Source organism: Nocardiopsis sp. ATB16-24, from assembly GCF_030271535.1.
Lineage (GTDB): Bacteria > Actinomycetota > Actinomycetes > Streptosporangiales > Streptosporangiaceae > Nocardiopsis.
Genome location: NZ_JASCXJ010000018.1, coordinates 72964 through 97344 on the forward strand (window position 1 = coordinate 72964; position 24381 = coordinate 97344).

18 protein-coding genes are annotated in these 24381 nt (G+C 67.4%); 10 read left to right on the forward strand and 8 right to left on the reverse strand.

Annotated features, from left to right (window positions below; genetic code table 11):
* Positions 1 to 4 precede the first annotated feature (4 nt).
* The 4 genes from PFX91_RS18200 to PFX91_RS18215 form a co-directional block, all read right to left on the reverse strand.
* Positions 5 to 2953 (reverse strand): AMP-binding protein, encoded by a 2949-nt coding sequence (locus PFX91_RS18200; RefSeq protein ID WP_285733455.1) that lies wholly within the window; start codon positions 2951 to 2953, stop codon positions 5 to 7.
* On the reverse strand, positions 2950 to 3972 hold the full coding sequence (locus PFX91_RS18205) for a TauD/TfdA family dioxygenase (protein WP_285733457.1): 1023 nt from the start codon (positions 3970 to 3972) through the stop codon (positions 2950 to 2952). The genes PFX91_RS18200 and PFX91_RS18205 overlap by 4 nt, the downstream gene beginning before the upstream one ends.
* Positions 3973 to 4151: 179 nt before the next feature.
* A complete protein-coding gene (locus tag PFX91_RS18210) occupies positions 4152 to 5405 on the reverse strand; it encodes a nucleotide sugar dehydrogenase (RefSeq protein ID WP_285733458.1) in 1254 nt (417 codons plus the stop codon).
* Positions 5406 to 5475: 70 nt separating this feature from the next.
* Positions 5476 to 6411 carry a Fe(II)-2OG oxygenase family protein gene (locus tag PFX91_RS18215; RefSeq protein WP_285733459.1) on the reverse strand — a complete coding sequence of 312 codons (936 nt, stop codon included), beginning with the start codon at positions 6409 to 6411 and terminating at the stop codon, positions 5476 to 5478.
* A gap of 249 nt (positions 6412 to 6660) precedes the next feature.
* On the opposite strand from PFX91_RS18215, the gene PFX91_RS18220 reads away from it, so the two are divergent.
* Together PFX91_RS18220 and PFX91_RS18225 are read left to right on the forward strand one after the other, a co-directional pair.
* Positions 6661 to 8001 (forward strand): hypothetical protein, encoded by a 1341-nt coding sequence (locus tag PFX91_RS18220; protein ID WP_285733460.1) that lies wholly within the window; start codon positions 6661 to 6663, stop codon positions 7999 to 8001.
* A gap of 56 nt (positions 8002 to 8057) precedes the next feature.
* Positions 8058 to 9395 (forward strand): hypothetical protein, encoded by a 1338-nt coding sequence (locus PFX91_RS18225; RefSeq protein ID WP_285733461.1) that lies wholly within the window; start codon positions 8058 to 8060, stop codon positions 9393 to 9395.
* Between the two features lie 231 nt (positions 9396 to 9626).
* Here the strand turns inward: PFX91_RS18225 and PFX91_RS18230 are convergent, their stop codons facing one another.
* The gene (locus PFX91_RS18230; RefSeq protein WP_285733462.1) at positions 9627 to 10883 is read right to left on the reverse strand and encodes an MFS transporter; all 1257 of its coding nucleotides are present in this window, start codon (positions 10881 to 10883) and stop codon (positions 9627 to 9629) included.
* 641 nt (positions 10884 to 11524) lie between these two features.
* On the opposite strand from PFX91_RS18230, the gene PFX91_RS18235 reads away from it, so the two are divergent.
* Positions 11525 to 12850 (forward strand): hypothetical protein, encoded by a 1326-nt coding sequence (locus PFX91_RS18235; RefSeq protein ID WP_285733463.1) that lies wholly within the window; start codon positions 11525 to 11527, stop codon positions 12848 to 12850.
* A gap of 173 nt (positions 12851 to 13023) precedes the next feature.
* Here PFX91_RS18235 and PFX91_RS18240 read toward each other — a convergent pair whose 3' ends face one another.
* Complete coding sequence (locus tag PFX91_RS18240) at positions 13024 to 14517, reverse strand: ATP-grasp domain-containing protein (RefSeq protein WP_285733464.1); 1494 nt, start codon at positions 14515 to 14517, stop codon at positions 13024 to 13026.
* A gap of 73 nt (positions 14518 to 14590) precedes the next feature.
* Here PFX91_RS18240 and PFX91_RS18250 point away from each other — a divergent pair, with 73 nt between their 5' ends.
* The 7 genes from PFX91_RS18250 to PFX91_RS18280 all read left to right on the forward strand — a co-directional run bounded on the left by PFX91_RS18250 (position 14591) and on the right by PFX91_RS18280 (position 22446).
* Positions 14591 to 15754 (forward strand): hypothetical protein, encoded by a 1164-nt coding sequence (locus PFX91_RS18250; RefSeq protein ID WP_502888333.1) that lies wholly within the window; start codon positions 14591 to 14593, stop codon positions 15752 to 15754.
* Positions 15755 to 15856: 102 nt separating this feature from the next.
* Positions 15857 to 16879: an NAD-dependent epimerase/dehydratase family protein gene (locus PFX91_RS18255; protein WP_285733467.1), complete on the forward strand. Its 1023-nt coding sequence runs from the start codon at positions 15857 to 15859 to the stop codon at positions 16877 to 16879.
* A gap of 552 nt (positions 16880 to 17431) precedes the next feature.
* Complete coding sequence (locus PFX91_RS18260) at positions 17432 to 18064, forward strand: DJ-1/PfpI family protein (protein WP_285733468.1); 633 nt, start codon at positions 17432 to 17434, stop codon at positions 18062 to 18064.
* Between the two features lie 2 nt (positions 18065 to 18066).
* Positions 18067 to 18522 carry a MarR family winged helix-turn-helix transcriptional regulator gene (locus PFX91_RS18265; protein ID WP_285733469.1) on the forward strand — a complete coding sequence of 152 codons (456 nt, stop codon included), beginning with the start codon at positions 18067 to 18069 and terminating at the stop codon, positions 18520 to 18522.
* 66 nt (positions 18523 to 18588) lie between these two features.
* Positions 18589 to 19593: a threonine aldolase family protein gene (locus tag PFX91_RS18270; protein WP_285733470.1), complete on the forward strand. Its 1005-nt coding sequence runs from the start codon at positions 18589 to 18591 to the stop codon at positions 19591 to 19593.
* Positions 19594 to 19983: 390 nt separating this feature from the next.
* Positions 19984 to 21480, forward strand: coding sequence for a glycerol kinase GlpK (gene glpK, locus PFX91_RS18275; RefSeq protein ID WP_285733472.1), 1497 nt, complete (start codon positions 19984 to 19986; stop codon positions 21478 to 21480).
* 213 nt (positions 21481 to 21693) lie between these two features.
* On the forward strand, positions 21694 to 22446 hold the full coding sequence (locus PFX91_RS18280; protein WP_285733474.1) for an MIP/aquaporin family protein: 753 nt from the start codon (positions 21694 to 21696) through the stop codon (positions 22444 to 22446).
* 155 nt (positions 22447 to 22601) lie between these two features.
* Here PFX91_RS18280 and PFX91_RS18285 read toward each other — a convergent pair whose 3' ends face one another.
* Together PFX91_RS18285 and PFX91_RS18290 are read right to left on the reverse strand one after the other, a co-directional pair.
* Positions 22602 to 22805: a cold-shock protein gene (locus PFX91_RS18285; protein ID WP_285733475.1), complete on the reverse strand. Its 204-nt coding sequence runs from the start codon at positions 22803 to 22805 to the stop codon at positions 22602 to 22604.
* Positions 22806 to 23468: 663 nt separating this feature from the next.
* Positions 23469 to 24377, reverse strand: coding sequence for an ATP-binding cassette domain-containing protein (locus PFX91_RS18290; RefSeq protein WP_285733477.1), 909 nt, complete (start codon positions 24375 to 24377; stop codon positions 23469 to 23471).
* Positions 24378 to 24381: the final 4 nt, after the last annotated feature.

A 24381-nucleotide genomic window follows, 5' to 3' on the forward strand; every position in this document is an offset into this window, starting at 1 on the left:
AGGGTCAGGAGGTGTGGTCGATCAAAGCCGCTATCGAGGCCACGGTCGGGTTGCGCACCACCTGCCGCAACGACAGTTCGCGGTGGCCTCCGGCCCGGAGCCGGTTCACCAGCCTCGCCAGGAGGAGGGAGTGTCCGCCGGCGTTGAAGAAGTCGGTGCGGGGATCAGGCCACCCCTGCTGGAGGATCTCCTTCCACACGGTGGCCACGGCGAGCTCCCGCGGTGTGTACTCCTCGGGTGAGAACGCCTCCCGCTCCGCCGAGCGTTCCAACAGCGCCTTGCGGTCGACCTTGCCGGTCACCCCTGTGTCGAGGCGCTCCAAAGGCGTCACCGAAGCCGGCAGCATGGGCGTCGGCAGTACCTCACGTAGGCGTTCGAGGACGTACTCGGCTTCGGCCCCACCCGTGGTGAACAGCCGCAGACACCGCTCCTCGGAGCGATCGTCGAGGACCACCACGGCGTCCTGGACGCCCTCGATCCCCTGGGCCACGCGCTCCAGTTCCCCGGGGTCGATACGCCAGCCGTTGATCTTGACCTGGCTGTCCGCGCGGCCCATGAGCCGCAGGTCTCCCTCGCGGTCGATGTACCCGACGTCTCCGGTGCGGTAGGAGGGACGGGAGGACCCGGCCAGGTCGAGGGGGGTGAACGGCGACGGGCCCTCGTGCCCCGCCACATAGCCGCTGGACAGTCCCGGGCCGGTGATGACGACCTCACCGCGGACGCCTCTGGGCAGGACGGCGCCGTGGGAGTCCACCACCGCCAGCCCCGCGCCGGCCACAGGCCGGCCCACGTGAACACGGTCGGGGTCCGTGATCCGTCCGGCGGTGGCGGTGGCGGTGGCCTCCGTCGGCCCGTAGAGGTTCCAGATCTCGGCGTCCGGGTAGCGTTTCCCCACTCGACGTACCAGTTCGGAGGGCAACGGCTCGCCCCCGACCAGGAACCGCGTGATCGGCATGACGGTCTCCCGGCGTTCGTCGGCGGCCAACAGCTCGGACAGGTAGCCGGGAACACAGTTGAGGACGATCCGGCCGTCGAGTCCGGCGAGCTCGTCGCGCACGGCCTCCGGGTCGAGGCGGTCCGACTCCAGTAGGCGCACGGCCGCACCGGAGTAGAGGGATCCCAGCGTCTGCTTGATGCTGGCGTCGAAGACGGGGCTGGAGACGAAGGGGAACTCCTCGCCCTCACCCAACAGGGACTCCTCCACCCATCGCAGATAGTTGTCCAGGCTCCCTCGGCTGATCTCCAGGAGCTTGGGTCTGCCGGTCGACCCCGACGTGCGCATCATGTACGCGGGTGCCTCGGAAGGCATGTCCGCGGGTGCGGTCGGAGAGAAGGGCCGTGTGTCCAGTCCGGCGAGCTCGATTCGCTCGCAGGAGGGCGGCAGACGGAGCTCAGGGCCTCCTTCCCCCTCCACGATCAGCGCTGACGCCTCCGAACGTTCGAGCGCGTCCAGGAGGCGGGCGGGGGGTTCGTCCTGGGAGAGGGGGATGAACACCGCTCCGACCCACAGGACGGCGGCCTGGGCCGCCACCAAGTCGAACCCCGGCTCCAGTGCGACCGCGACCACCGCCCCCCGTGGCAGGTGGGACAGGGCCTCGGCGATCCGCCCCATCCGGTCCCGGAGCATGCCGTAGGTCCAGGTCCGCTCTCCCTGACGGCAGGCGGGGACGTCCGCGCGTTCGGTGAAGTGCCTCTCCAGGCGTGCGGTGACCGACTCTCCGGAGGGCCGTTCCCTCTCCTCCATGAAGCCGGCCGAGACCCCGTCGGGGAGGAGTTGCAACTCCGAGAGTCGGGCTCCGGGGCGGGCGATGAGGTCTCGGAGCAGCCCCGACCACATGGCGACCAGGGCCTTGAGCCGTTCGGCTCCGCCTCGCTCCGTCTGCGCCCGAAGTTCCCAGACGCCGTCATGTCGCCAGGAACCGAGAGCGATACCACCGCCGACCGGGTTCCACCAGGAGAGGATCCGCCAGCCTTGGGGGGCGACCGGACCGCCCGTACGGTCCAGGACCAGGCCGGGCCGGTCCGTGTAGGGCTGGAAGGCCGGACCCCCCGACATCTCGGCGTCCTTTTTCCGCTGCTCGGTGAGGGCTCCCAGGGAGTCCCGTGCGGTACCGAGGAGATCGACGAGGGCACCCGAGCCGGGGACCACCTGGCCGAGGGGACCGATGGTCCCCTCCAACCCCATCAGACCCCGGGCGTCCTCGAATCGACCGAGGACGCCCGGAGCGGCTCCCAGGCGCAGGAGGACGGTGTCGAGCGCCAGTTGGGCGAGATCGGCGACCTCACAACCCAGGCTCTCCGCCAGGGCGTCCAGACCCTCGGATTCCTCGGGGGTGAGCGGACGTCTCACGTCCGCGGCCGAGGAGTCCTCCTCGGTGTCGGATACGGGCATGATGTCGTCCAGGCCCAAGCCGTCACCGGCGTCCTCACGGCGACGTGCCCAGTAGGTCTCCTCCGCGTCCAACTCGCCCTCACGCAGCATCGCGATGTGCCCGGGGGCCACGACGAAGAAGTCCACGGCCGGTTCGGGGGTCCTCCCTTCCAGGTGCAGGGAGACGTTCGCGAGCAGCAGGTTCAGGGAGGAGGTGTCGGCGAAGGCCGCGCTACAGACGATCTCCAGCTCGCGTCCGGCGTCGGAGGCCGTGACCGTCGCGCGCAGCGTCCCTCCCCGGACGACCCATTCTCCGTCGTCGCCCTTGTCGACCGTGCAGGGCGTGCTGACCTGCCGTGGCACCCGCATGCCGGGAACCTCGACGTGCTCGGCCGTGAGAACGGGCGCCGCCGTGACGGCCGCGACGACCGCGTCACGCAGTTCCTCCACCGGACCGGCCGGGGCCAAGGCCCGGAGCACCACCATGTGCGGAACTGTCCCCATCGCCGCGCGCTGGAACGGGCCGAGGTCGCGGGGTTCCTGCCCGCTCTCCGTACGGGTCATGTCCTGAGTCGTGCTCACGCCTGCACCGCCTGGGTCTCCTGGTAGGACTCGGCGATCTTGAGGAGGATGCGTCGGGGCCCGGTGAAGGGGCGGCGTCCGTGGGCCGCCAGCATGTTGTCCACGATCAGGATGTCTCCTTCACGCCAGTCGAACTGGACGGTGCAGCGTTCGATGACGTCATTGACCACACCGATGATCTCGCCGTCGATCTCGGATCCGTCTCCCCAGTAGACGTTGTTGGGCCACAACTGTTCGTCCGTGTCGTCGGGGGACGTGGAGAGCGCCTCCCGGATCCCGCTGTCCATGCGGGAGATGTGGAACCCGTGGGCGTAGTTGAACCACACCTCCTCCCCCGTCACGGGGTGGCGGGAGATCGCGTCGCGTCTCTCGTATGTGCGCAGTTGATCGTCGCCGACCCACTCGACCCGTCGGCCCTCAGCGGCGCACAGGGCCTCGACCTCCTCACGACTGTCCGTTTCGTAGGAGCGCTGCCAAGTGCGGTTGTAACCGTAGCCACGGACGTAGAGCAGGCCCCGTTCGGCGAATTCTTCGCGGATCTCCTCGGGGATCTCGCGCATGAGCAGCCTGTTGTCCGTCAACGGGGTCTGGCCGCGGTCCTTCGGCTCGATGTCGCACTGGAAGAACAGGAGCATGGGCCAGTCGTGGGCGTAGCAGAACTCACTGTGCTGGCGAATGTCCAGCTCTTCGGGGTACTCGCTGGCGGTGTAGGTGGAGTTGTCGACCCGGCTGCGTATGGCCGCGCCGCCCTGGTAGTCGACGGGCTTTCCGCTGAAGGAGTCGTAGACCGCGTCGAAGTCGGGACGTCGGGGGGAACGCAGAAGAAGGGCTCCGTGGCGGTGGAGGTCGTCCCTGAGTTCCTCACGGTGCTCACGTACCCACACCGCCATGTCGATGTCCTCATGGAAGTGAAGGGCCAGAGGAAGCCCCTGGTCGTTCAGGGTTCTACGCGTGACCGCGCCGGCTTGGGACGCAACCGCTCCGGGCACCGTCAGTTTGGCGAATTTTCCCGCGGACATGATATCCCCTTCTCTGCCGAGATCCTGTGTGCGCCGGAAACCGAGCAGACGAACCCGCTCGACCGGGAGATCTCAGCCGAACCTGTGACCGGGCATGGCCCTGTGCGGCCGCCCGGGACATGGATGGACTGCTTTTCTCTGACTCTGTCTTCCTTCGCGCCCCGCCCTCGGGCGAGGGTTCATCCGGCCGGGGCGGGACTACGGTCCGCGCCCTTGGCGGAAAGTCCTTTGGAGCCGACGGGGTACAGGAGGGAGTCCCCGCCCTCCACGGCGCCCCGTGCGTCACCGAGTACCCCGCAGATGTCCAGTGCCGGGGCGCGGGTGGCGAGTCCCCGGTACTCCGTGTGCGGTGCTGTGACGACAAGGACGTCGGACTCGTCCAGGACCTCGGCCAAGGGCCGCAACGACGGATCGCCGGTCACGTTCGGGTCCGTACACAGAACACGCGCGCCTCGCTTCTCCAGCTCGTCCCGGACCACGTAGGCCAGACTGTCGCGGATGTCGTCGGAATCCTTCTTGAAGGACATTCCGAGCAACCCGACGACCGTGCTCCCCAGGTCGTACCGTTCGGCCAGCCGGCGGACGAGGTAACGGGGCAGCCCCTCGTTGATCTCCAGAGCGGCCGCACCCAACGTGAACGACCTGCCGGCGAACGCGGCCAACTGCGCGGTGTCCTTGGGAAGGCAGGGGCCGGCGGAGAAACCGGCCGCGGGCAGCCCCGCCGCTCGCGGATACCCGTATTGGAGCCCGTCCCTGATTCGCGCGTAGTCCAGCCCGTGGTCGCTCGCGATCATGAAGAGCTCGTTGGTGATCGCGAATGTCATGTACCGCCACGCGTTCGTGGCGAGCTTGGCGAACTCGGCCTCCTCCGTCACCAGGTGGACGGGCTCCGCCCCGAGTCGCTCGAAAAGGCGTGCCGCCCGATCACGAACCGCCTCGCTCCGCCCTCCCACGAGTTGCGGCAGCTCGCGCAACTCCCTCATGGCGTGGCCCTCGGCTATCCGCTCAGGGCAGTAGGCCGTGTCGACATTCTTCCCCGAACTCTTGAGGGCCTTCTCGAAGGAGGCGGTGACCCCGGGGAAAACGGTACTGCGCAAGATGAAGAGTTGCCCGTGGCGAAGATTGGCGCGGCACGCCTCGACGGCGCTGTCGAGCGCCGTGCTGTCGGGGCGGAGCTCTTCGTCCACCGGTGTGCCCACCGCGATGACCACGGTCTCCGCCTGACCGATCACAGAGGGGTCCGCGGTCGCGTGCAGCCGCCCACGGGACAGGACCTCGCTGAGGACCAGTTGTGCCCCCTCCTCGTCGAAGGGCATGACACCCTTTTTCACTTTTTCGAGGGCCGAGCGGTCGATATCGTGTACCGCCACTTCCAGACCACTTTCGGCCAAGGCGATCGCCAGCGGAAGGCCAACGCGTCCGCAACCACCCACGACAGCGACATCAAAAACAAAATCAGAGCGCAAGAGAACGCCTCTCCCGACAGATGGAGAAAAAATTACACTAATCCCAGACAAGACTCCGGTATTCTGGGTCGCAAATCCACCACTTAGAGGCGATAATACGCTTCTTGCCGGACTTTTGATCGTCAGTGAAGGCCGTTCGACCGTGAATGCAGTGCCTGTTGTTGAAGATAAGACCTCGCCCGGCGCGGTCCAATTTTGTGAACGCAGAGCCATGTGCACCGAAATGCGAATGGGCGATCAGGAAATCAATGGCACGGGACGCCGCGGGGTGCTGCGACCGACTGCCGACCTCGTACTCGTCATTCGGCTCCCGAAAGAACGAATAGGTCCATCCGTTCTTGGTGTACAACACCGGGGAGGTCGCGACGACGGTGTCATCCTTTGTCCGTCGGATGGTGACCGCGTCGTCCACGAAAAGGCTGTGGAACGCCTCCTCGTCACGGCCCCTCAGTTCGAGCGCGAGCCTCACGATGTTCTGCCCGTACGTCGAGGCGGCGTGCAGCGGCGCGGAGTCGGCCCACAGACCCGTCACCGACAGCACACCGCGCAGACTCAGCCATCCGTCCTGATGGGCGGCCATGCCCAGCGACGTCAGGGACCTGCTGTCCTGCGGCGTCCCCAGGTCGTGGATCTTGGTCGTTCCGTCGGGTCCGTCGGAGCGGTTGTCGACGGCCCAGCGCGCCGGGATGTGCTCGCGGAGCCGCTCACCGATCCTGGCAAGCGGGTGGAGGCCGCCGTCCGAGGCGACCCGCTCGCATTCGAACGCCACCATCCCGAAACGAGAATTGAATGCACTTGTGAGCTCTTCGACCTCGGAATCCGTGAGGTCCATGGGGTCGGCTATCTTCACACGCGACAGCTCGACAGCGGGCTCTCGGTCAGATATCGACAGTGACGGTATTTCTTCGGTCTGCCATTCCTCTTGCAATGCCTCAAGGAAGGCGGAGGCCCTCTTGGCCGCGAGCTCGTGCATTCCTGACAGCTGCCCTCTCTGCATCACTCAAACCTTGATCGGTGTCTCCCGGACACTCTAGCCACACCGAGGGCAAAATGGTAGGGTTTCCACCATTAATCATGCAACTGCAACCTACGGGCGAGATGCCCGCATCGTGAAACAGCACGGAACGTAACCCTGCCAGGGCATGCCCAGAAAGATCCGACATTGCCAAGCAGCACCAAACCCAGTGACCGCCCCGAAATACCATCGGACGATGGCCCTGAAATGCACATCGACGACGTGATCGACTACTCGGAGGCCGCTGAATACGCTCGGTCGCTGGATATGATCATGAGTTCGGACGGCTTTCGCTCTCCCGGTTCGCCCATTCCACTACGGCCCGTGCTGATGGCCCCGGACCGGTACGAGGACATGGTCCGGACCGCCCAGCGGGTCATGCGGCTCCTCCGGGAGGTCGCCTTCAGCCGTGCCGGGGATTATCGGGACCTGGCCCGGGCGGTGGACTTCGAGTACCCGCCGGTCTCCCTGTGGAGCGACTCTCCTGTACAGAACCGCTGGGCGTCCGCCATGGCGAGGCCGGACATCGGCATGGCGAACGGCGTCCCGAAGGTCTTCGAGGTGAACGTCAACAGCGCCCTCGGCGGCATGACCCAGCTTTCCAGGTTGGACAGGGCCTTCTTGAGGAGGGCCGACCTGCGGGAGGTCTGGCGGGAACATCCGGTTTCTACCAATGGTGTCGCATCCGCTCTGTCACGACTTCTGTGCGCGGTCGGCGACTCGATGGATCGACGCGTGCCGCACGTCGGAATCGTAGGCTTCCGACACGATGAGGACAAGGGGGGAAGCGAAGAGACCTACATCGATCTCATCGACGAACTGCGCACCCACGGGATACCCGCCGTGTACGTCCCGGCACAGGATGTCCGGGTCCGGCACGGAAAGGCCTACGCGGGCCGGGTCCGCCTCGACATCCTCCTACGGATGTTCGTTTCCGCGGACGCCCCCGCCGCCGGTATCGACATCGAGCCGTTGCAACGCGTCATCGCCGAGGACGCCGCCGTCGTGCTCTCCCCCGAGGCCGCGGGACCGCTCGCGAGCAAACGGATCCTCGCCTGGATCACCGAGGCCGCCGATCGTATGTCCGCCCAGGACCGCGCCTTCGTCGAACGGCACATCCCCGAGACGCACATCGTGGAGGCTCCCGGCACCCTCGGCTCCAGCAGGCGAGCCGTACGCGAGCGCCTGCTTCGCGAACAGCACGATCTCCTCTTGAAGGGAAACCAGGGGCATTCGGCGCATACCGTCACGGTGGGACGCGAGTGCACCGAATCGGAATGGCTGTCCCTCGTCGACGAGGCTCTGGGATCCCGTGATCATGTCGTACAGCGACGGATCGAGACCGATCTCCTGCCGATCCCGGTCTACTCGGATGTCCACGAACGGGTGATGCGGCCGGAAAGCCGTGTGGTGTACGGTCCCCTGCTCATCGGAGAACGGTGCGGGGGCATATTGGTCCGTCATTCGGACTCGGGGCTGGGCGACGTGGTCTCGGGGATCACAGGAGGGGTCGCCAACACGACTTTCCGTATGCACACGCCCGAGTAGCGCACCGCTTCCCGATCCTGTCCGACCCCACACCCCTGGGAGTCTTGTTGAGGTCTGTGAACTCCACGGAATCCGCCCTGTCCCGGCAATGGCACACGCTGCTGACCGAGCGGGCACCCGAAGTACCCGAACTGGCCGAGGCGGTCAGATCCGGCCTGTCGGTCGCCTCACCGTACAACCCGGAGGTCCCCCTCCCCATCAGCCCCGTGCTCCTGTCAAGGCGGACCGCCGACGAGGTCGCACACGCCGGCCGCGAGGTGGTCAGGCTCGCGGTGGAGGAGTGCATGCGGCGTACCTCCTCACCTCGGCGGCTGGCCCACCTCCTGGGAATCGAGCCGAGCCCGCTCCTGTCCGAACGCGAAAGTTACAATCGGTGGGCCGCCAGCCAGGCAAGACCCGACATCGTCGTCTCGCAGGGCGTTCCCAAGGTCCTGGAATGCAACATCGGAAGCGCCATCGGCGGGATCGAGGACCTCGCCCGACTGGATCCGCTGCTCTGGGGAAGCTCGGCCGCGGAGAAGTTCCGTCGGGAACACGGCGTCCGATCGGGCCGCACGGTCCAGGCCAGACGCGAGCTGCTCACTCGCATCGCACGCGACAGGGGCGCTCTCGGACGACTGCGGATGGGCATCGCGGGGCACAGTGAGGCCACCTTCGCCGAGGTCGTCGAAGACGCGGCGGCACACGGTATCGACGCCTTCTTCGTCGAACTGGAGGATCTGACCGAGGACGGCGGGCTGCGACGCGGGTCGGAGCCGCCGATGGACCTCTTCCTTCAGAAGTTCATCGCGGCGGGGGCGTACAGGGACGGTGAGCCGATGGCGGCCCTGGAGGCGGCCGTGGACCGCGACTCGACGTTCGTCGCCAACCCCGACCTGTCGTCCCTGTTCTCCAGTAAGACCGTGCTCGCCTGGCTGACCTCCTCGGCGGAGGACCTTCCCGAGAGAGACCGCCGGACGATCCAACGCCACGTCCCCTGGACGGCCGAGCTCCAGGACTCACGGGTCGTGTACAAGGGGGTCCGGCAGGAGTTGCTGCCCCTGGTCCTACGCGACCGGGAGGAACTGGTCCTGAAACCCGTGGACGGCTTCGGCGGCCATGGCGTCGTCGTGGGGAGGACGACCGGAGAGGCCGAGTGGGCGGCCGCGGTCGACGACTGCCTCAAGGAGAGGTACATCGTCCAGGTCTACACCCACCCGGACACCTTCTCCCTCTCCTGTTGGCACGGGCCCTCCGCCACGCACGAACTCCTGGACACCGCTGCGGTCATCAGTCCGTTCGTGATCGACGGTCAGGTGACCGGCTACCTCGCCAGGACCGGCTCCCTCATCGGCTCGGGCGGTGTGATCAGCGCGGAGACCGGAGCACTGGCGAGCGTGTTCGTGGTCGACTGACCCCCGTCGGACCCCTCCGCGGGAGCGGCGGGGCCGCACCCTCCTCGAAACCGGGGGCGGCGGCTCGTTCCTCCCGGCCCGAGGTGGACACAGAGAAGTCTCCTTCGGTCCTCGGGCGCTCCGGGCGGGAGGGGCCGACGCCTTCCGAGGCGCGAAAGCCCCGACCGTCCTTGTTCTCGTCGGCTTCCCCGCCTGAGGCGGGGAAGCCGACGAGACCGGACGGGAAACGGTCTAACCGCGCCCGGGGAAGGCGATTCCCCTGATGCCCCAGACGACGAAGACCATGAGGAGAGTACAGGCCCCCGCGGCGGTGAAGGCCACCCCCGTGCTGGTCGCGGCCGCCAGAGCGCCACCGGCGAGCGCACCGAGCGGCGCAAAGCCCCAGGCGCACATCCGGTAGGCGGAGTTGACACGCCCCAGGAGATGGTCCGGGACCGCCGCCTGCCTGTAGGAAACGGTGACCACGTTCCAAAGGACGACGAAGAAGGAGCCCCACGCCAGAGCGAGTCCCACGAGCACCGGTTGGGTGGAGGGAAGCGTGAACTGCATCAGGGCGACCGCGATGATGGCGGAACGCAGGCACCACACCGTGGGAAGTCGCTTGAGCACCCGCTCGGAGGTCAGCGATGCCAGGACCGCCCCGATCCCCGAAGAGGCGACGAGCAGGCCGTAGCCGGCCTCGTTCAACCCCATCGGTCCCGGTTCGACGACGTGCACCGGCAGGATCACACCGATCGCTCCCATGGTGAAACTGACCGCCCCGACCAGGATGGACAGCCGTCGCAGCACCGCGTCCGCCAGGAGGTACCGGAGCCCCTCGCGAATCCCGACCACCGTGCCCGCCACCGAAAGGCTTGGCCTGGATCCCGAAACCGACGGACCGACGGGTTCCACGGACGACGTTTCCGGCCGTACCCGCGGGCGGAAGTCTCCGGGGATGGAACGCACGAAAACGGCCGCGCCGAGGTAGGCGACGGCCCCGGCCGCGATGGCGGTCTGCGAGTCGAGGACGACCAGCAGCCCTCCCAAGGGCGGGCCGATGAAGGTGTTCGCCGTCGCCTCGATCCCGAAAAGCCTGCTGTTCGCCGCCGGAAGGGAGTCCTTCGGGACCACGGACGGAAGCATCGTCTGCGAGGCGGAGTCGTACAGGACCTCGGCGGTGCCCAACAACAGGGCCAGAACGACCAATTGCCAGACCGCCACCAGGCCCGTGACCACGGAGACGGCCAGAACCGCCAGTCCCACACCTCGGAAGATCTGGGCACCCACCATGAGCGCGCGGCGGTCCACGTTGTCGATCACGGCGCCCACCGGCAGCGCGAACAACAGCCATGGCAGGCGCGTCGCGGCGGCGACCGCAGCGACCGCAAGGGCCGACCCGGTGGACTGGAGCGCCACAAGCGGTAGGACGACGCTGACCAGGCCGTCGGAGAGATTCGACACTCCGGACGCGAACGCCAGGCGCCAGAATCGGGCTTGCAATCGCATGCGCACACCCTTCCAGAGAAGGAGAATGAAGTCAAGATATTAGCTTTGATCAACCAGATACAAAAATGAGGCGATATCGAAACGCGATAATAAATATATTGCGTCCCTCGCCGCGCCTCGTCGGAGGACGACCCGAGCGGAAAGGGGATCCGCTCCGACCCTTCCCCCACCGGGAGGACCTGGGCCGGGAATGCCTCCGGTCGCGTCCCCTCTCATGGGCCGCCCCCGCGTGGGAGGGCCCGGGTCCGTGAGCGTGTCACCGAGCACGGGCGCCTCCCGATGGAACTTGCGCGTGCCGAAGTTCCTCAGGAGAAGGCTCTGACGGCGTTCCCTCAAGGACCACGCTCCGCATGGACCGCGCGCCGCCATGCGCGGGCCGCGGGCTCCACTCCTCGGAAGAAGGACGCCCCGCCTGGGGCCCTCGACCACCGGACGCACAGGTCCGCCGAACGGAACAGACGTACGCGCGTCCTGGGACCAGGACGGTCCCGACCCTCTTCCACTCGTGCCCGAAAAAGGTCCCTAAAGCAAAGGAACCGCACTTCCAATCCCTTTCTCTTGCCTACTGAAGAAGACTTTGGTCTATGCTGAAAGGCATGCTTCCGAGTGAAAATGAGCATGCCCCGATCGAACCTTCTCCTGTGCACTATGAATGGGGTAGACGTCTCGCGGAGATTCCTCCCGGAACTCTCCGCGACGAAGTCGGCCGTATCCGCGACCACGCGAGCCATCTGAGCATCTGGAACGCAGGGGGCCTGATCCCGCTCCAGCCGTTCGTCGTTGCCCGAGCCGCGGTCGCCCGCCTGCACGGACTGGGACGAAGGCTCCACAAATTGGCGGTCGAACACGCCCTGGCCCTGGCGGACGGAGACCTCCACCGCCTGGCCGACCACGTCGGATGGCCGGAGTCGGAGCGGTGGATCCTGAACACGGGGAAACCACTGGGGCCGGCGGTGGAGTCCTGTCGAACCGACTTCCTGGTGTCCGGGGGGACCCCGTACGCACTCGAAGTGAACATCGGTACGTGTCTGAACGGCTCCACCTCGACACCGGTGCTCAACGAGACCCTGTTGGAAACGCAGGTGGGCCGTTCCCTCTCCCAGGCCCACGAGCTCGTGGCCGGAAGCTTCTTCGCCGGGTTGGCGGCGTGGCTGCGTACGGGTGGAGGAGACACGGCCGGTCGCGTCGCTCTCGTCTCGTCCGTGGACTCCTCCGACGAGGGGGCGCTCCGATGGGCGGAGCACCAGGCGCGGTTCCTCTCCTCCCGTGGCATCACCGCCGATTTCGTGCCGGTGGAGGAACTCGACGTCGACGACGGCGTGTTGGTCTGGCGAGGACGACGCTACACGCGGGCGGTACGGTACTTCATGCTCTCGGGCCGTCTGGTGGAGCACCGGGACGCGATCATCGCACTGGAACGGGCGAGCGGCACCACCTTCCATGGGAGCCTCCTCTCCCAGCTCTTCACGAGCAAGGCGATCCTCGCCGACCTTCGGCAGAGCGAACACCTGTCCGCGGCGGATCGTCGGGTGGTCGACCACATACCTTGGACGGCCCGCCTCTCCGAACACCACGCGCTCAGGGACGGGCACAAGGTCGATCCGGTCACGTGGGCCTTGGACAACCGTGAACGGGCGGTCCTCAAGCCCTTCCACCTCTTCGGCTCCCGGGGCGTGGTGATCGGCCGCTTCACCGACGAGAGCCGGTGGCGGCAGGAGGTCGAACGGGCCGTCTCCTCCGAGGACCACATCGTCCAGGAACTCGTACAGCCGGACTCCTGGCGCTCCCTGTACTGGAGTATCGAGGAGGAGCGGATGGTCGCCGTCGACAACCCCGTCTTCCTGGGTCCCTACGTCGTCGACGGAGCGGACAGCGGGATCTTCGCCCAGCAGCCGGCAGGAGAAGGTTGGCCCGGCCTGCCCGGCTCGACCGCCGGCTCCTCCCTGGGCACGGTGATCGGGGCCTGAACCCGATCCATGTCCGACCCAGGGACCGAGAGGTCGTCCCGGGCTTCGCCGGGCCGCCGGAGGAGGGGAGCCGCTCCTCCGGCGCCCGAGGCTCGGGGTGTCCCCGGTGAGGGTCGGTGGCGGGAGGCCTCCCATCGCCGCTCACTTCGCGGCCGCGTGCCTCCCGATCGGGTTCAGGATTCCGCGGGATCCGCCGGAAGCACGATGTTCAGCGCGGCGCCTCGGGCGTGGTTGACGACTCCGTTCCGCCCCTTCTGGACATGACGAACCGTGCATCCGGCGCTCACTCCGTCGACGATGTAGGGACCGAGCACGTAGTCGACCTCAAGGTCCCGGACCCGGCCGGAAGCACGGTCCCAGAACTCCATCCGACCCGCGTCCGGTTCGATGTACTCCTGGAGCACGTGGTTCCCCGAGCCGAGCGCGGCCGTCAGAGCCGCCTTCCATCGCTCGTCCGTGGTGGCACGGCCGACCACGACCCCCTCCCCTCCGCAGGCGTTCACCGGTTTGAGCACGAACTTCTCTCTGGAGCGGAGCGCCAACTCCTCGATACCGTGCTCCCGCCCCTCGAAGTCGACGGGACCGGCCACGACCTCGCGCGTCCACGGAACATGGCGTCTCACGAACTCCCGCTCACTCTGCGACAGAGGGACCTGGCCGGAACCGAGCCACGCGAACACACGTTTACTGGACAGACTCAGGCCTGAGTCCGAGACCATGAAAGCCGATTCCCGATGCGCCTTGGAAATTCCTTCCAAGGGAATCCCGAGCCGAATCCACTCCTCGGGAAGAAAGTGCTTCTGTACGACACTCCACCGCCGTGGGTCATCGGCCAGCTCCTCGGGTTCGACAAAAGAGCTTTCAATCCCCACCGACTCCAGATACTCGGCTTCGACGCCAAAATAACGCGGGTCGTCGATATCCTCTTCCCGCATCGTCCCCAAAATCGCGACCCGAAGCGGAACTCCCCGCTTCTCACAGATTCTCCTATAGAAGTCGGCACGTGCCTCGAAGGCACCTTCGGCTTCTCCCCGAAGCGGTCGGGGTGAGATCCCGTAGAGGGAATGATAAGTCTTGCGGAGCATGTGCGAGGTGATCGGCCCGCTGTTCGCCGCACCGAAGTTGCACTCAAGGAACATCGGTGTTCCGTCCACTATGTACGCGTCGGGTCGAACGTTGCACGCGGCGAAAGACCATTCGTCCTCGACCCCGCCCGCCCCGATGAACGGCACCTGGTCGGGACGCATCCCGGACAGTCGGGCCAGCTCCCACGGGTCCTCGGTGAGCCGCCGGCACACACGCTCGACCAGGCTCACGAGCTCTCGGGCCGCGCTCCCCAGCTCGTCGAGCGCCTCGCGCCGCATGACCATGGGCCGTAGGGGGACCAGGTCCGGGTCCGAACTGAAGGGCAGCCCCTCAAGAGCCCTGGTGAGCGCGTCGGCGGCGCGCTCGGGGTCCGCGTGGTCCGCGCCGAAGGTCGCGTCCTGCCACACCACACTGTGTGCCCGTCTTGTCACCTGACATCTCCCACTCCTGATCGGGAATCCGCCTCGGAGCTTATGTCGACCTTTGACTTCCATGAAACTCAGGCGGCCACGGTGTTGAAAGTTGACTCTCCCGAACCTACTCTTGGACGAGGTCGGGGTTCGAACCCCGACCTCGTCCAAGCATGTCGACAGCCCCCATTATCATTCAGGAAACCAAGAGCCTGATCACGATCACCCCCGAAGCGAGCCCCCTATGAATCCCGTGTACCGCCGGACGCCCGTTGCCTCGGAGAAAGAGCTTGACCTACTCGAACTCCCCGTGCGCCAGGCATTTGAAGAATTTCTGCGGGAGAACGGTTTACACGGAACCGACGAGCCGATCCTCGGCATGAGCTTCATCAACGGCGGTCTTCACTTCGCCGTGAAAGCTCTCGAATTCATACCGAAAGACGTCCACATCGTCCTGGTCTGCGCGAATCTCGCCGAAAAAGAGATCGACTACCTTTCCGCAGCCGGCCACCTCGTCTTCAACCATCCCTTGAACTTCGACAACGAGCTGATGTACGAGATGCTGATGGACAGCACCTCCGGTGACTTCGGCTGGGTCGACGCGGACTGCTTTGTCCTGGATCCCTCACTGTGGTCGGAACTGTTGGCCGACATCGACGAGACGACCAGTGCGCACGCGGCTTTCACGTACGAACCGCTCGGCTTCGCGAAGACACCGCTCGTCATGTGGTCGCGGAACATCCGCAAACCCTTGGCGGACACGGGCACAACGCTGAACAGCTACGCACAGGTGCCCACCAACGCCGGCCGCATCTCCCCTTACGCGATCTCACGCGTCGCCGGACAGCACCAGCTGGACGCACTGGGCGACGTGCTCGGACGTGAGGACGACGGCTCCCTGAGTCCTCACGACGGGCTGCTCGACATCTACGCGAACGGCCGGACCGTGAACAGCCGCAACCGCGCCGGAGCGGTGGGGTGGTTCGGTCCCGACATGCCGCGCACGGGCTGGCTCATCGACACCCCGATCCTGGCCGAGGCCGTACTCCGTCAGAACGGCCTGCGCGCCCGGCGGCTGAGTGAGGGGAACCGACAGATCACGGACAGGATCATCCACGTCGGAGCGAGCGGGTACCGGCAGCGTATGAGGAACGAGGGCGCGAGCAACGAGTACCTGGCGAGGTTTCGCCTGACGGACCTGTTCGAGGTCCTCCTGGCGGACGAACTCTCCGACAGGGGTCTTTCGGAACACTACGCCGAACTGAGCGCCCGCCAGGCCGACCAGCTGGCCTCGGAGGCGGGCATCGCGTCGGACGAGATCAAGGGGTACGCCCAGTCGATGCTCCGGGACCATGGTCTGGACATGGAGAAGCTCAGAGCGGACCATCGCATGGGCTTCCTTTTCTGACACTCTCCCACAACGTTCACCGCACCACGGTGAGAACCGGCCCGCGTGCCACGGGCCGCACAACCAAGGTCAACGGCTTCATCGGAGAGGCAGAACCCTCAGATGGTCAGAACACTGGTGACGGGGGCCAACGGCTTCATCGGCCGTTATCTCGTCCAGGAACTCCTCACCCGCGGACACGAGGTCGTGGGGGTCGACGACAACTCGAAATACGGAGACGCGGTTTCTCCGATCGTCCACTCCAGGTACGAGTTCATCCTCGACGACGCCAGGAACGTCGATCTCATCACCGACCTGGCGACGGGATGCGACTACTTCGTGGCCGGCGCGGCCCTGGTCGGGGGCGTCCCCTATCTCCACACCTTCCCTTATGACATCCTCGCGACGAACGAGCGCATCACGGCGGCCGCGTGCGACGCCGCCATCGCCGCACACCGGACGGGGTCACTACGGAAAGCCGTCTTCATCAGTTCCTCCATGGTCTTCGACGCCTCGACCTCGTGGCCGACGGCCGAGGGCTCGGAACTGACGATCCCACCACCCCGGATGGCCTACGGTTTCCAGAAACTGGCCGTCGAGTACTTCGCCCGGGCCGCGCACGAGCAGTACGGACTGCCGTACACCATCATCCGACCCTTCAACTGCGTCGGCACGGGAGAGGTCAAGGCCGTGGGCGTTCCCACGACCCAATCGGGCGACATCGACATCGCCATGAGCCACGTCGTGCCCGACCTCATCCACAAGCTGCTCTTGGGCCAGGATCCCCTCCGCATCCTCGGCTCCGGTCAGCAGGTACGCCACTTCACCGCCGCGCGCGATCTCGCCTCGGGGATCGCGACGGCGATCGAGCACCCCCGCGCGCTGAACGAGGACTTCAATCTCTCCTCACCGACAGGGTGCACCATTCGGGAACTCGCCGAACTCATCCACCTCAAGGTCCGGGGACCCGAGGCCGTGCTGCGGATCGAGAACGACCCTCCCTACCCGACCGACGTGGCACAGCGCCAACCCGACGTCTCCAAGGCCCGTGAGCTCTTGGGCTGGGAGGCGACGACCACGTTGGAGGAGACTCTGGACGAGGTGGTCCCCTGGGTGACCAGGGCCTACAAGGAGGGCCTGCTCTGAGACCGCCGCGGTGGACACCGGCGGAGCCCCGTCCACCGCGGTCCCGCTCCCTTCTCCTCCGGCCCCGCGCTCGGGAGCGCGCCAGGCTCCCGGCGCGGTCCTCTCCCGGTCATGGCCGGGGGCGTGGCTCCCGAGACCTCCGACGTGGAGGGGATCCGGCACCGCGAAGTCCTCGGTGGACTCCAAGAGCGGGTCGGACACACCCTCCGGCGGGCGCGCACCGTGCTCCACGAAGACGCCTTCTCCCACCACACGGGGCCGCCTTCCTCCGCTCTCACGCGAAGAGCCCACGAGGCCGTCCCCCGGCACCCCGTGGACGGTCGAGGACACCGGCCCGGCCCCGCCGTGGCTCGTGTCTTCGGTGGACGGACCACGTGGGCCGAGCACCCTGGCGACGCGCCCCCGTGAGGACGTCCGATCTTCGGATTCGGGCCCCCTTTCCCGCCTCCACGCAATACCGTGGTGCCCCGAGCACGTACGGGACCTGGAAAGCCCTGCGGATCGGCCGCCCGCTTCGTTGACAGCACCTTGTCGAATTGACAGCATGCTGCTATGAAAGAAGACACCGGGAAGACCGTCCACCTCGCCGTCTACGACCAGCTCGCCGACTGGGAGATCGGGCACGCCACCGCGACGATCCGCGGTGGCGACCGGCAGCGCGGTCCCGACCGCTACGACGTGGTGACCGTCGGCCTCACCGGAGCACCGGTCACCACCGCCGGAGGGTTGACCATCCTTCCGGACCTGACCCTTCCTCAGCTCAAACCCTCCGCCAGCGCCATGCTGATCCTGCCGGGGGCCGAGGGTTGGGACACCGACCCCGAGTCCCTCTCCCCCTTCGCCTCGGCCGCGGGGATCTGGCTCGACGCCGGAGTGCCCGTCGCCGCCATCTGCGGGGCCACCGCCGGCCTCGCGCGCGAAGGTCTGCTGGACCACCGCGAGCACACCAGCGCGGCACCGGAGTACCTGCTGGCCACCGGCTACGCCGGTGTGGGGCGTTACCGGGACCGGCTCGCGGTCCGCGACGGCGGCCTCGTCACCGCCGGCCCCACCGCGCCCATGGAGTTCGCCCGCGAGATCTTCGCCGTCCTGGACCTGTACACACCCCGCGTCCTCGACGCCTGGTACCGGTTGCACGCTGAGCACGACCCCAGCGCCTACCACGTCCTGGTGGAGGGGACCTGAGAATGGCGCACACCGAGAACGGCCCCTCCGAGCTGCTCGCCGGAACCGCGCTCACCGTCTTCCGCCTCAACGGCCAGCTCCTGTCGGTGGCCGAGGAACTGGCCCGCTCGGCCGGGCTGACCGCCGCGCGTTGGCAGGTGCTGGGCGCCGTGACCACGGAGCCCCTGTCGGTGTCGGCCATCGCGCGGCGCCTCGGCACCACCCGTCAGAGCGTGCAGCGCCTCGCCGACCTGCTGGTGGAACAGGGGCTGGCCGAGTACCGACCGAACCCGGCGCACAGCCGCGCCAAGCTGCTCGCCCCCACCGAGCGGGGCCTGGACACCCTGCGCCGGATCGACCCCGACCACACCCGGATGGCCGAGGCCCTGGTCACCGAACTCGGGGAGGAGGACAGCCGACGGGTACTGGAGTCGCTGCGCCGGCTCTCGCTGGCCCTGGACCGGATCGGGGACGGGTGAGGACGGGACAGTATCGTCGTTGACGGACCCCGCACCGGGCCCGTGTCCCACCAGGAGGAAACAGCCATGATCGACCTGCGCTCCGACACCCTCACCCGCCCCACCCCGGCCATGCGCAGGGCCATGGCCGACGCCGAGGTCGGCGACGACGTGTGGGGCGAGGACCCGACCGTGCGGGAGCTGGAGGAGGAGACCGCGGGCCTCCTGGGCAAGGAGGCCGCGCTGTACGTGCCGTCCGGGCACATGGCCAACCAGCTGGGACTGTACGTGTCCGTCCGCAGTGGTGAGGAGGTCTGGGCACACGAGCACCACCACCTCATCGGGAACGAACAGGGCGCCACGGTGGTGCTGGCCCGGGCGTTCCCCCGCCTGTACTCGGAGGGGATCTTCCCCACCGACGAGCTGTTGGAGTCGTGGATCGCGGGCCGCGACGACGTCCACCGGGCCGAGCCCGCCCTGGTGTGGCTGGAGAACACGTTCACCGGTCGGGTGGTGCCGTTGCCCGAACAGCGTCGAGTGACCGGTTTCGCGCATCGGCACGGGCTGCGCGCGCACCTGGACGGGGCACGCCTGTGGAACGCCTCCACCGCCTTGGAGGCGACGCCCGCGGAGGTCGCCGAAGGGTTCGACACGGTGTCGGTGTGCTTCTCCAAGGGACTGGGCGCCCCCGTGGGCTCCGCCTTGGCCGGGGACGCCGACAGCGTGTCGCGGGCGCGACGCGGACGCAAGCTGCTCGGCGGGGGCATGCGTCAGGCCGGCGTCATCGCCGCCGGTGCGCTGTACGCGTTGCGCCACCACCGGGAGCGGATGGTGGAGGACCACGAGCGCGCCGCGGAACTGGCCCGGATGATCAACGAGATGTCGGGGCTCACCGCGCTGGCCCGAACCAACATGGTGCTGGTCCAGGCCCCGGGCGGACAGGGCTCCCGCTATGCCGAGGCCTTCGCGCGCCACGGCGTCGCCGGGGTCGGCATCGGCGACGCCGTCCGTCTGGTGGTGCACCTGGAGATCACCGACGACGACATCGACCGGGCCGCTCGGGGCGTGGCCAAGGCCGCCGCGGACCTGTGAGGCCCTTTTCGGGGTCTCCTTTCGGGTCTCCGTGTCCTCGGGGCACCCCGGGGCCGGCCCCGGGGTGCCCCGAGGACGCGGCTCCGGTGCGTTCGCATACGACGACGATGATCATGGGAGCACTCCCGTAGCCCTCTCGTCGTGAGACGGACACGCCCGCCCCTCTTCCGTCGGAGGCCTTGCCCCGCGCGGCGACTTTCCCGCTTTCCCTCCACCTGGCACTTTTTACGTGACAAGCACACAAGAGCGTCAGAATGCGCTGCCGTGGGAAGGAGACGGAAGAAAACCGACTCCGCTCCCATGTCGGCGTCGCACCCGGGGCGGCGGGTACGCCCGAACTCGCGTACGCCCGACCCTGGCCGGAGCCCTCCACCTGAAGGTGAGCACCCGATGAGCCAGCAATACATCGCCGCGATCGACCAGGGGACCACGTCGAGCCGCTGCATCCTCTTCGATCGGGACGGGAACATCGTCTCGGTCGACCAACGTGAGCACAAGCAGATCTTTCCCAGACCCGGATGGGTCGAGCACGACGCGGAGGAGATCTGGACCAACGTCGAGACGGTCATCCGCGAGGCTCTGGCCAAGAAGGACGTCTCTCCCGACCAGATCGCCGCCATCGGCATCACCAACCAGCGCGAGACCACGCTGGTCTGGGACCGCGAGACCGGCGAGCCGGTGCACAACGCCATCGTCTGGCAGGACACCCGTACCGACACCCTGGTCCGCCGGCTCGGAGGCGAGGCCGGTCAGGACCGCTTCCGCGAGAAGTGCGGACTGCCTCTGGCCACCTACTTCTCCGGACCCAAGCTGCGCTGGCTGCTGGACAACGTCGAGGGCCTGCGCGAGCGCGCCGAACGCGGCGAGGTCCTGTTCGGCACCATGGACTCCTGGATCATCTGGAAGCTGACCGGCCGCCACGTCACCGACGTGACCAACGCCAGCCGCACCATGCTGATGAACCTGGCCACCCTACAGTGGGATCCGGAGATCCTGGAGGCCATGGACATCCCCGAGGCCGTCCTGCCCGAGATCCACTCCTCCTCGGAGGTCTACGGCCAGGCGCGAGGACACCTGGCCGGGACCCCCGTCGCCTCCGCCCTGGGAGACCAGCACGCCGCCCTGTTCGGCCAGACCTGCTTCGACCCCGGTGACGTCAAGGGCACCTACGGCACCGGCACCTTCCTGGTCATGAACACCGGCACCGAGCCGATCACCTCCCAGAACGGTCTGCTCACCACCTTGGGCTACAAGATCGGCGACCAACAGGCCGTGTACGCCCTGGAGGGGTCCATCGCCGTCACCGGGGCCCTTGTGCAGTGGCTGCGCGACAGCCTGGGGCTGATCTCCACCGCTCCGGAGGTGGAGGACCTGGCCCTCACCGTGGAGGACAACGGCGGCTGCTACATCGTGCCGGCCTTCTCCGGTCTCTTCGCCCCGCACTGGCGCAGCGACGCGCGCGGGGTCATCGCGGGACTGACCGGTTACGTCAACAAGGGCCACATCGCGCGCGCGGTGCTGGAGGCCACCGCGTGGCAGACCCGTGAGGTCGTCGACGCCATGGACGCCGACTCCCCCGCGGAACCGACCGCGCTGAAGGTGGACGGCGGCATGATCGAGAACGACCTGCTCATGCAGTCCCTGGCCGACGTGCTCGACACCGAGGTCGTCCGTCCGCTGGTCGCCGAGACCACCTGTCTGGGCGCCGCCTACGCCGCCGGGCTCGCCGTGGGGTACTGGCCGGACATGGAGACCCTGCGCGCCAACTGGCACAAGTCGGCCTCGTGGTCACCGAAGATGTCGTCCACCGTCCGCGAGCGCGAGTACCACAACTGGAAGAAGGCCGTGCACCGCACCCTGGACTGGGTCGAGCACGAGGACGCGTGACAGGGGGTGAACACCCCACCGAAACCACTCCCAGGGGTCCCGGCTGCCACCTTCGACCCCCGGGAGCGGTCCGCGGGGCGCGGAACGCGCTCCGCTTCCATCCCATTCCTGTGACGGGTGCGTCCGATTATCCCGTACACACCGCGCCGTGAACCCGCGCGGTCGGGTGAGACCTCCCGTGACCCGGCTCCCCCTGAAGGGGCGGAGGTCCTCATGGTGTATCTGGCGGAGTTCATCGGTACGGCGATCCTGACACTGCTCGGCTGCGGCGTCGTCGCCGGAGTCCTACTCGCACGGTCCAAGGCCCTCGGCGGCGGCTGGATCGTCATCACGTTCGGCTGGGGTATGGCGGTCGCGATCGCCGTCTACGTCGTCGGCGCCACCAGCGGCGCCCACATCAACCCGGCCGTCACCCTCGGCCTGGCCAGTATCGGCGACTTCGACTGGGCCATGGTGCCCGGTTACATGGCGGCACAGGTGGTCGGCGGATTCACCGGCGCCGTCCTGGCCTACCTGGCCTACCTGCCGCACTGGGAACTCACCGAGGAGCCCGAGACGAAGTTGGTCATCTTCAGCACCGTCCCGGCCGTACGCCGCAAGGCCGCCAACTTCGTCACCGAGGTGATCGGCACCGCGATACTGCTCCTGGGCGTCCTGGGCATCGGCGCGAACTCCGGACACGTGTCCGTCGAGGGCGGCGCCGACCTGAGCGGCCTGTTCACCACCGGCATCGCCCCGCTGCTGATCGGTCTTCTGGTGCTGGGGATCGGACTCTCCCTGGGCGGCCCGACGGGGTACGCCATCAACCCGGCCCGTGACCTGGGTCCCCGCATCGCCCACGCGCTTCTGCCCATCCCGGGCAAGGGGTCGTCCGACTGGGGATACTCCTGGGTCCCCATCCTCGGTCCGCTGCTGGGCGGTGTGATCGGCGCCTGGATCTGGAAGCTGACCGGGTTCGGCGCCTGAGCCGCGGCCGTCATCGGCGAACGAGACGGGGTGTCCGGCGAACGGCCGGACACCCCGAGGGGCCGGACGCGCATGGCCCCGAACAGGAGTCGGCACCGCAACGAGAACGCCCCGGAAGGCTCTGCCTTCCGGGGCGTTCTACGACGTTGTGCGTTCTAGAGAGCGACGACGTTCTCGGCCTGCGGGCCGCGAGTGCCGTTGACCACCTCGAACTCCACGCGCTGGTTCTCCTCCAGGTTACGGAAGCCCGAACCCTGGATGGCGCTGTAGTGAACGAAGGCGTCGGGGCCACCGTCGTCGGGAGAGATGAAGCCGAAGCCCTTCTCGCCGTTGAACCACTTCACAGTTCCCTGAGCCATATTGATCTCCTTCAGCTCGGTGTACACGGGCGCATACTCACGCCCGCAAATTGCCGCGAGCCGACTTCTCAGAGAAACCGCCCGCCGGTCACAAACTCCGCGGGCAAGACACCAACTGCGAAATTCAACGACTAACAATCTTCCTCGAAGTTACCACAGTCGGGAGCGGAAGCGAAGCATTCCGATGTGGCAACACGCACGGCCGCGGAGGGAATATTCGGAGCCCCGAGGGGTAAGGGTGTGGCCCACGTGACGGACGCACCACCGACGACCGCTGGTGGGTCCACGGCCACCGACCCCCGGTTCACGCACTTCAGGGCCGGTCCGCCCACCCTCCCCGGCCATGAGCGGGCTCGGATCCGGCGCGGGGTCCCGGTGCCGAGGCGCACGAAAACCCTCAAGGAAGCACACTTCCCCGTAAAACCGCGCCCAGGGCTCGGGGGGCGTGTCACATTTCGGTTTTTCCGAAGCCACCGCGGCCTCCGTACGAAGAACCGCCGTGTTCGTCCGGGTACCGCCCCAGGACTTCCCCGGTCGGCGTTTTCTCGGGAAGGGGTCGTCCCCGGGGCGAAACGCCCCGGAAGGAGGTACGCACGGCGGAAGGGCACGGACCCAAGCCGAGGCGCCCGCGGGGACGGCGGGCGCCAGGCGAGGGGGCGGGGCTCAGCCCTGGTCGATTCCCACGAAGTGGCCCTCCTCGACCTCCAGGAGCGGCGCCGAGGCATCGTCCGTCGCCACGGGCAACACGACGTCCTCGGGCGGGTCGGCCTCCAGTTCGGCGTCGACCTCCGCCCATGTCCTGTGCAGCTGCGGCACGCAGGAGAGCAGGTGGCGACTGTAGGGGTGCAGCGGGTTGTCGAACACCTTGGACGTGGGACCCATCTCCGCGATGGCGCCCTTGCGCAGGATCACCGACCTGTCGCTGACGTAGTTGCCCAACGACAGGTCGTGGGTCACGAACAGGATGCCGAGCCCGCGTTCCTTGAGATCGGCGAGCAGGTTGAGCACGTCGATACGGGTGGAGGCGTCCAGCATGCTGATGATCTCGTCGGCCACCAACAGCCTGATGTCCAGCAGCAGCGCGCGGGCGATCAGCAACCGCTGGAGCTGGCCGCCGCTGAGCTGGTGCGGATACTTGCCGAGGACGTTGTCGGGATCCAGACGCACCGTGGCCAGCGCGTCCAGGACCTTCTCCCGCCACACCGGGGTCGAGGTCTCCGGGAAGTAGGAGGTACGGATCATCTCGAAGACCCGGTCGGCCTTGAAGATCGGGTTGAAGCAGCTGAACGGGTCCTGGAAGACCCCCTGCACCCGGCGGTAGTACTCCTTGCGCGCGGAGTGGCCCCGGATCGTGGTGATGTCGGTGCCCTCGAAGGTGATGCTCCCGGCCGAGGGCCTGGTCAGGCCCAGCACCATCTTGCCGATGGTGCTCTTGCCGCTGCCGCTCTCACCGATCAGCGAGACGACCTCGCCCGGCTCCACCGTCAGGTTGACGTCGCGGACGGCGCGCAGGCGCCCGCCGCCGAACGCGCCCACCCTGTACACCTTGTGCACGTGTTTGAGTTCCAGCACGGTC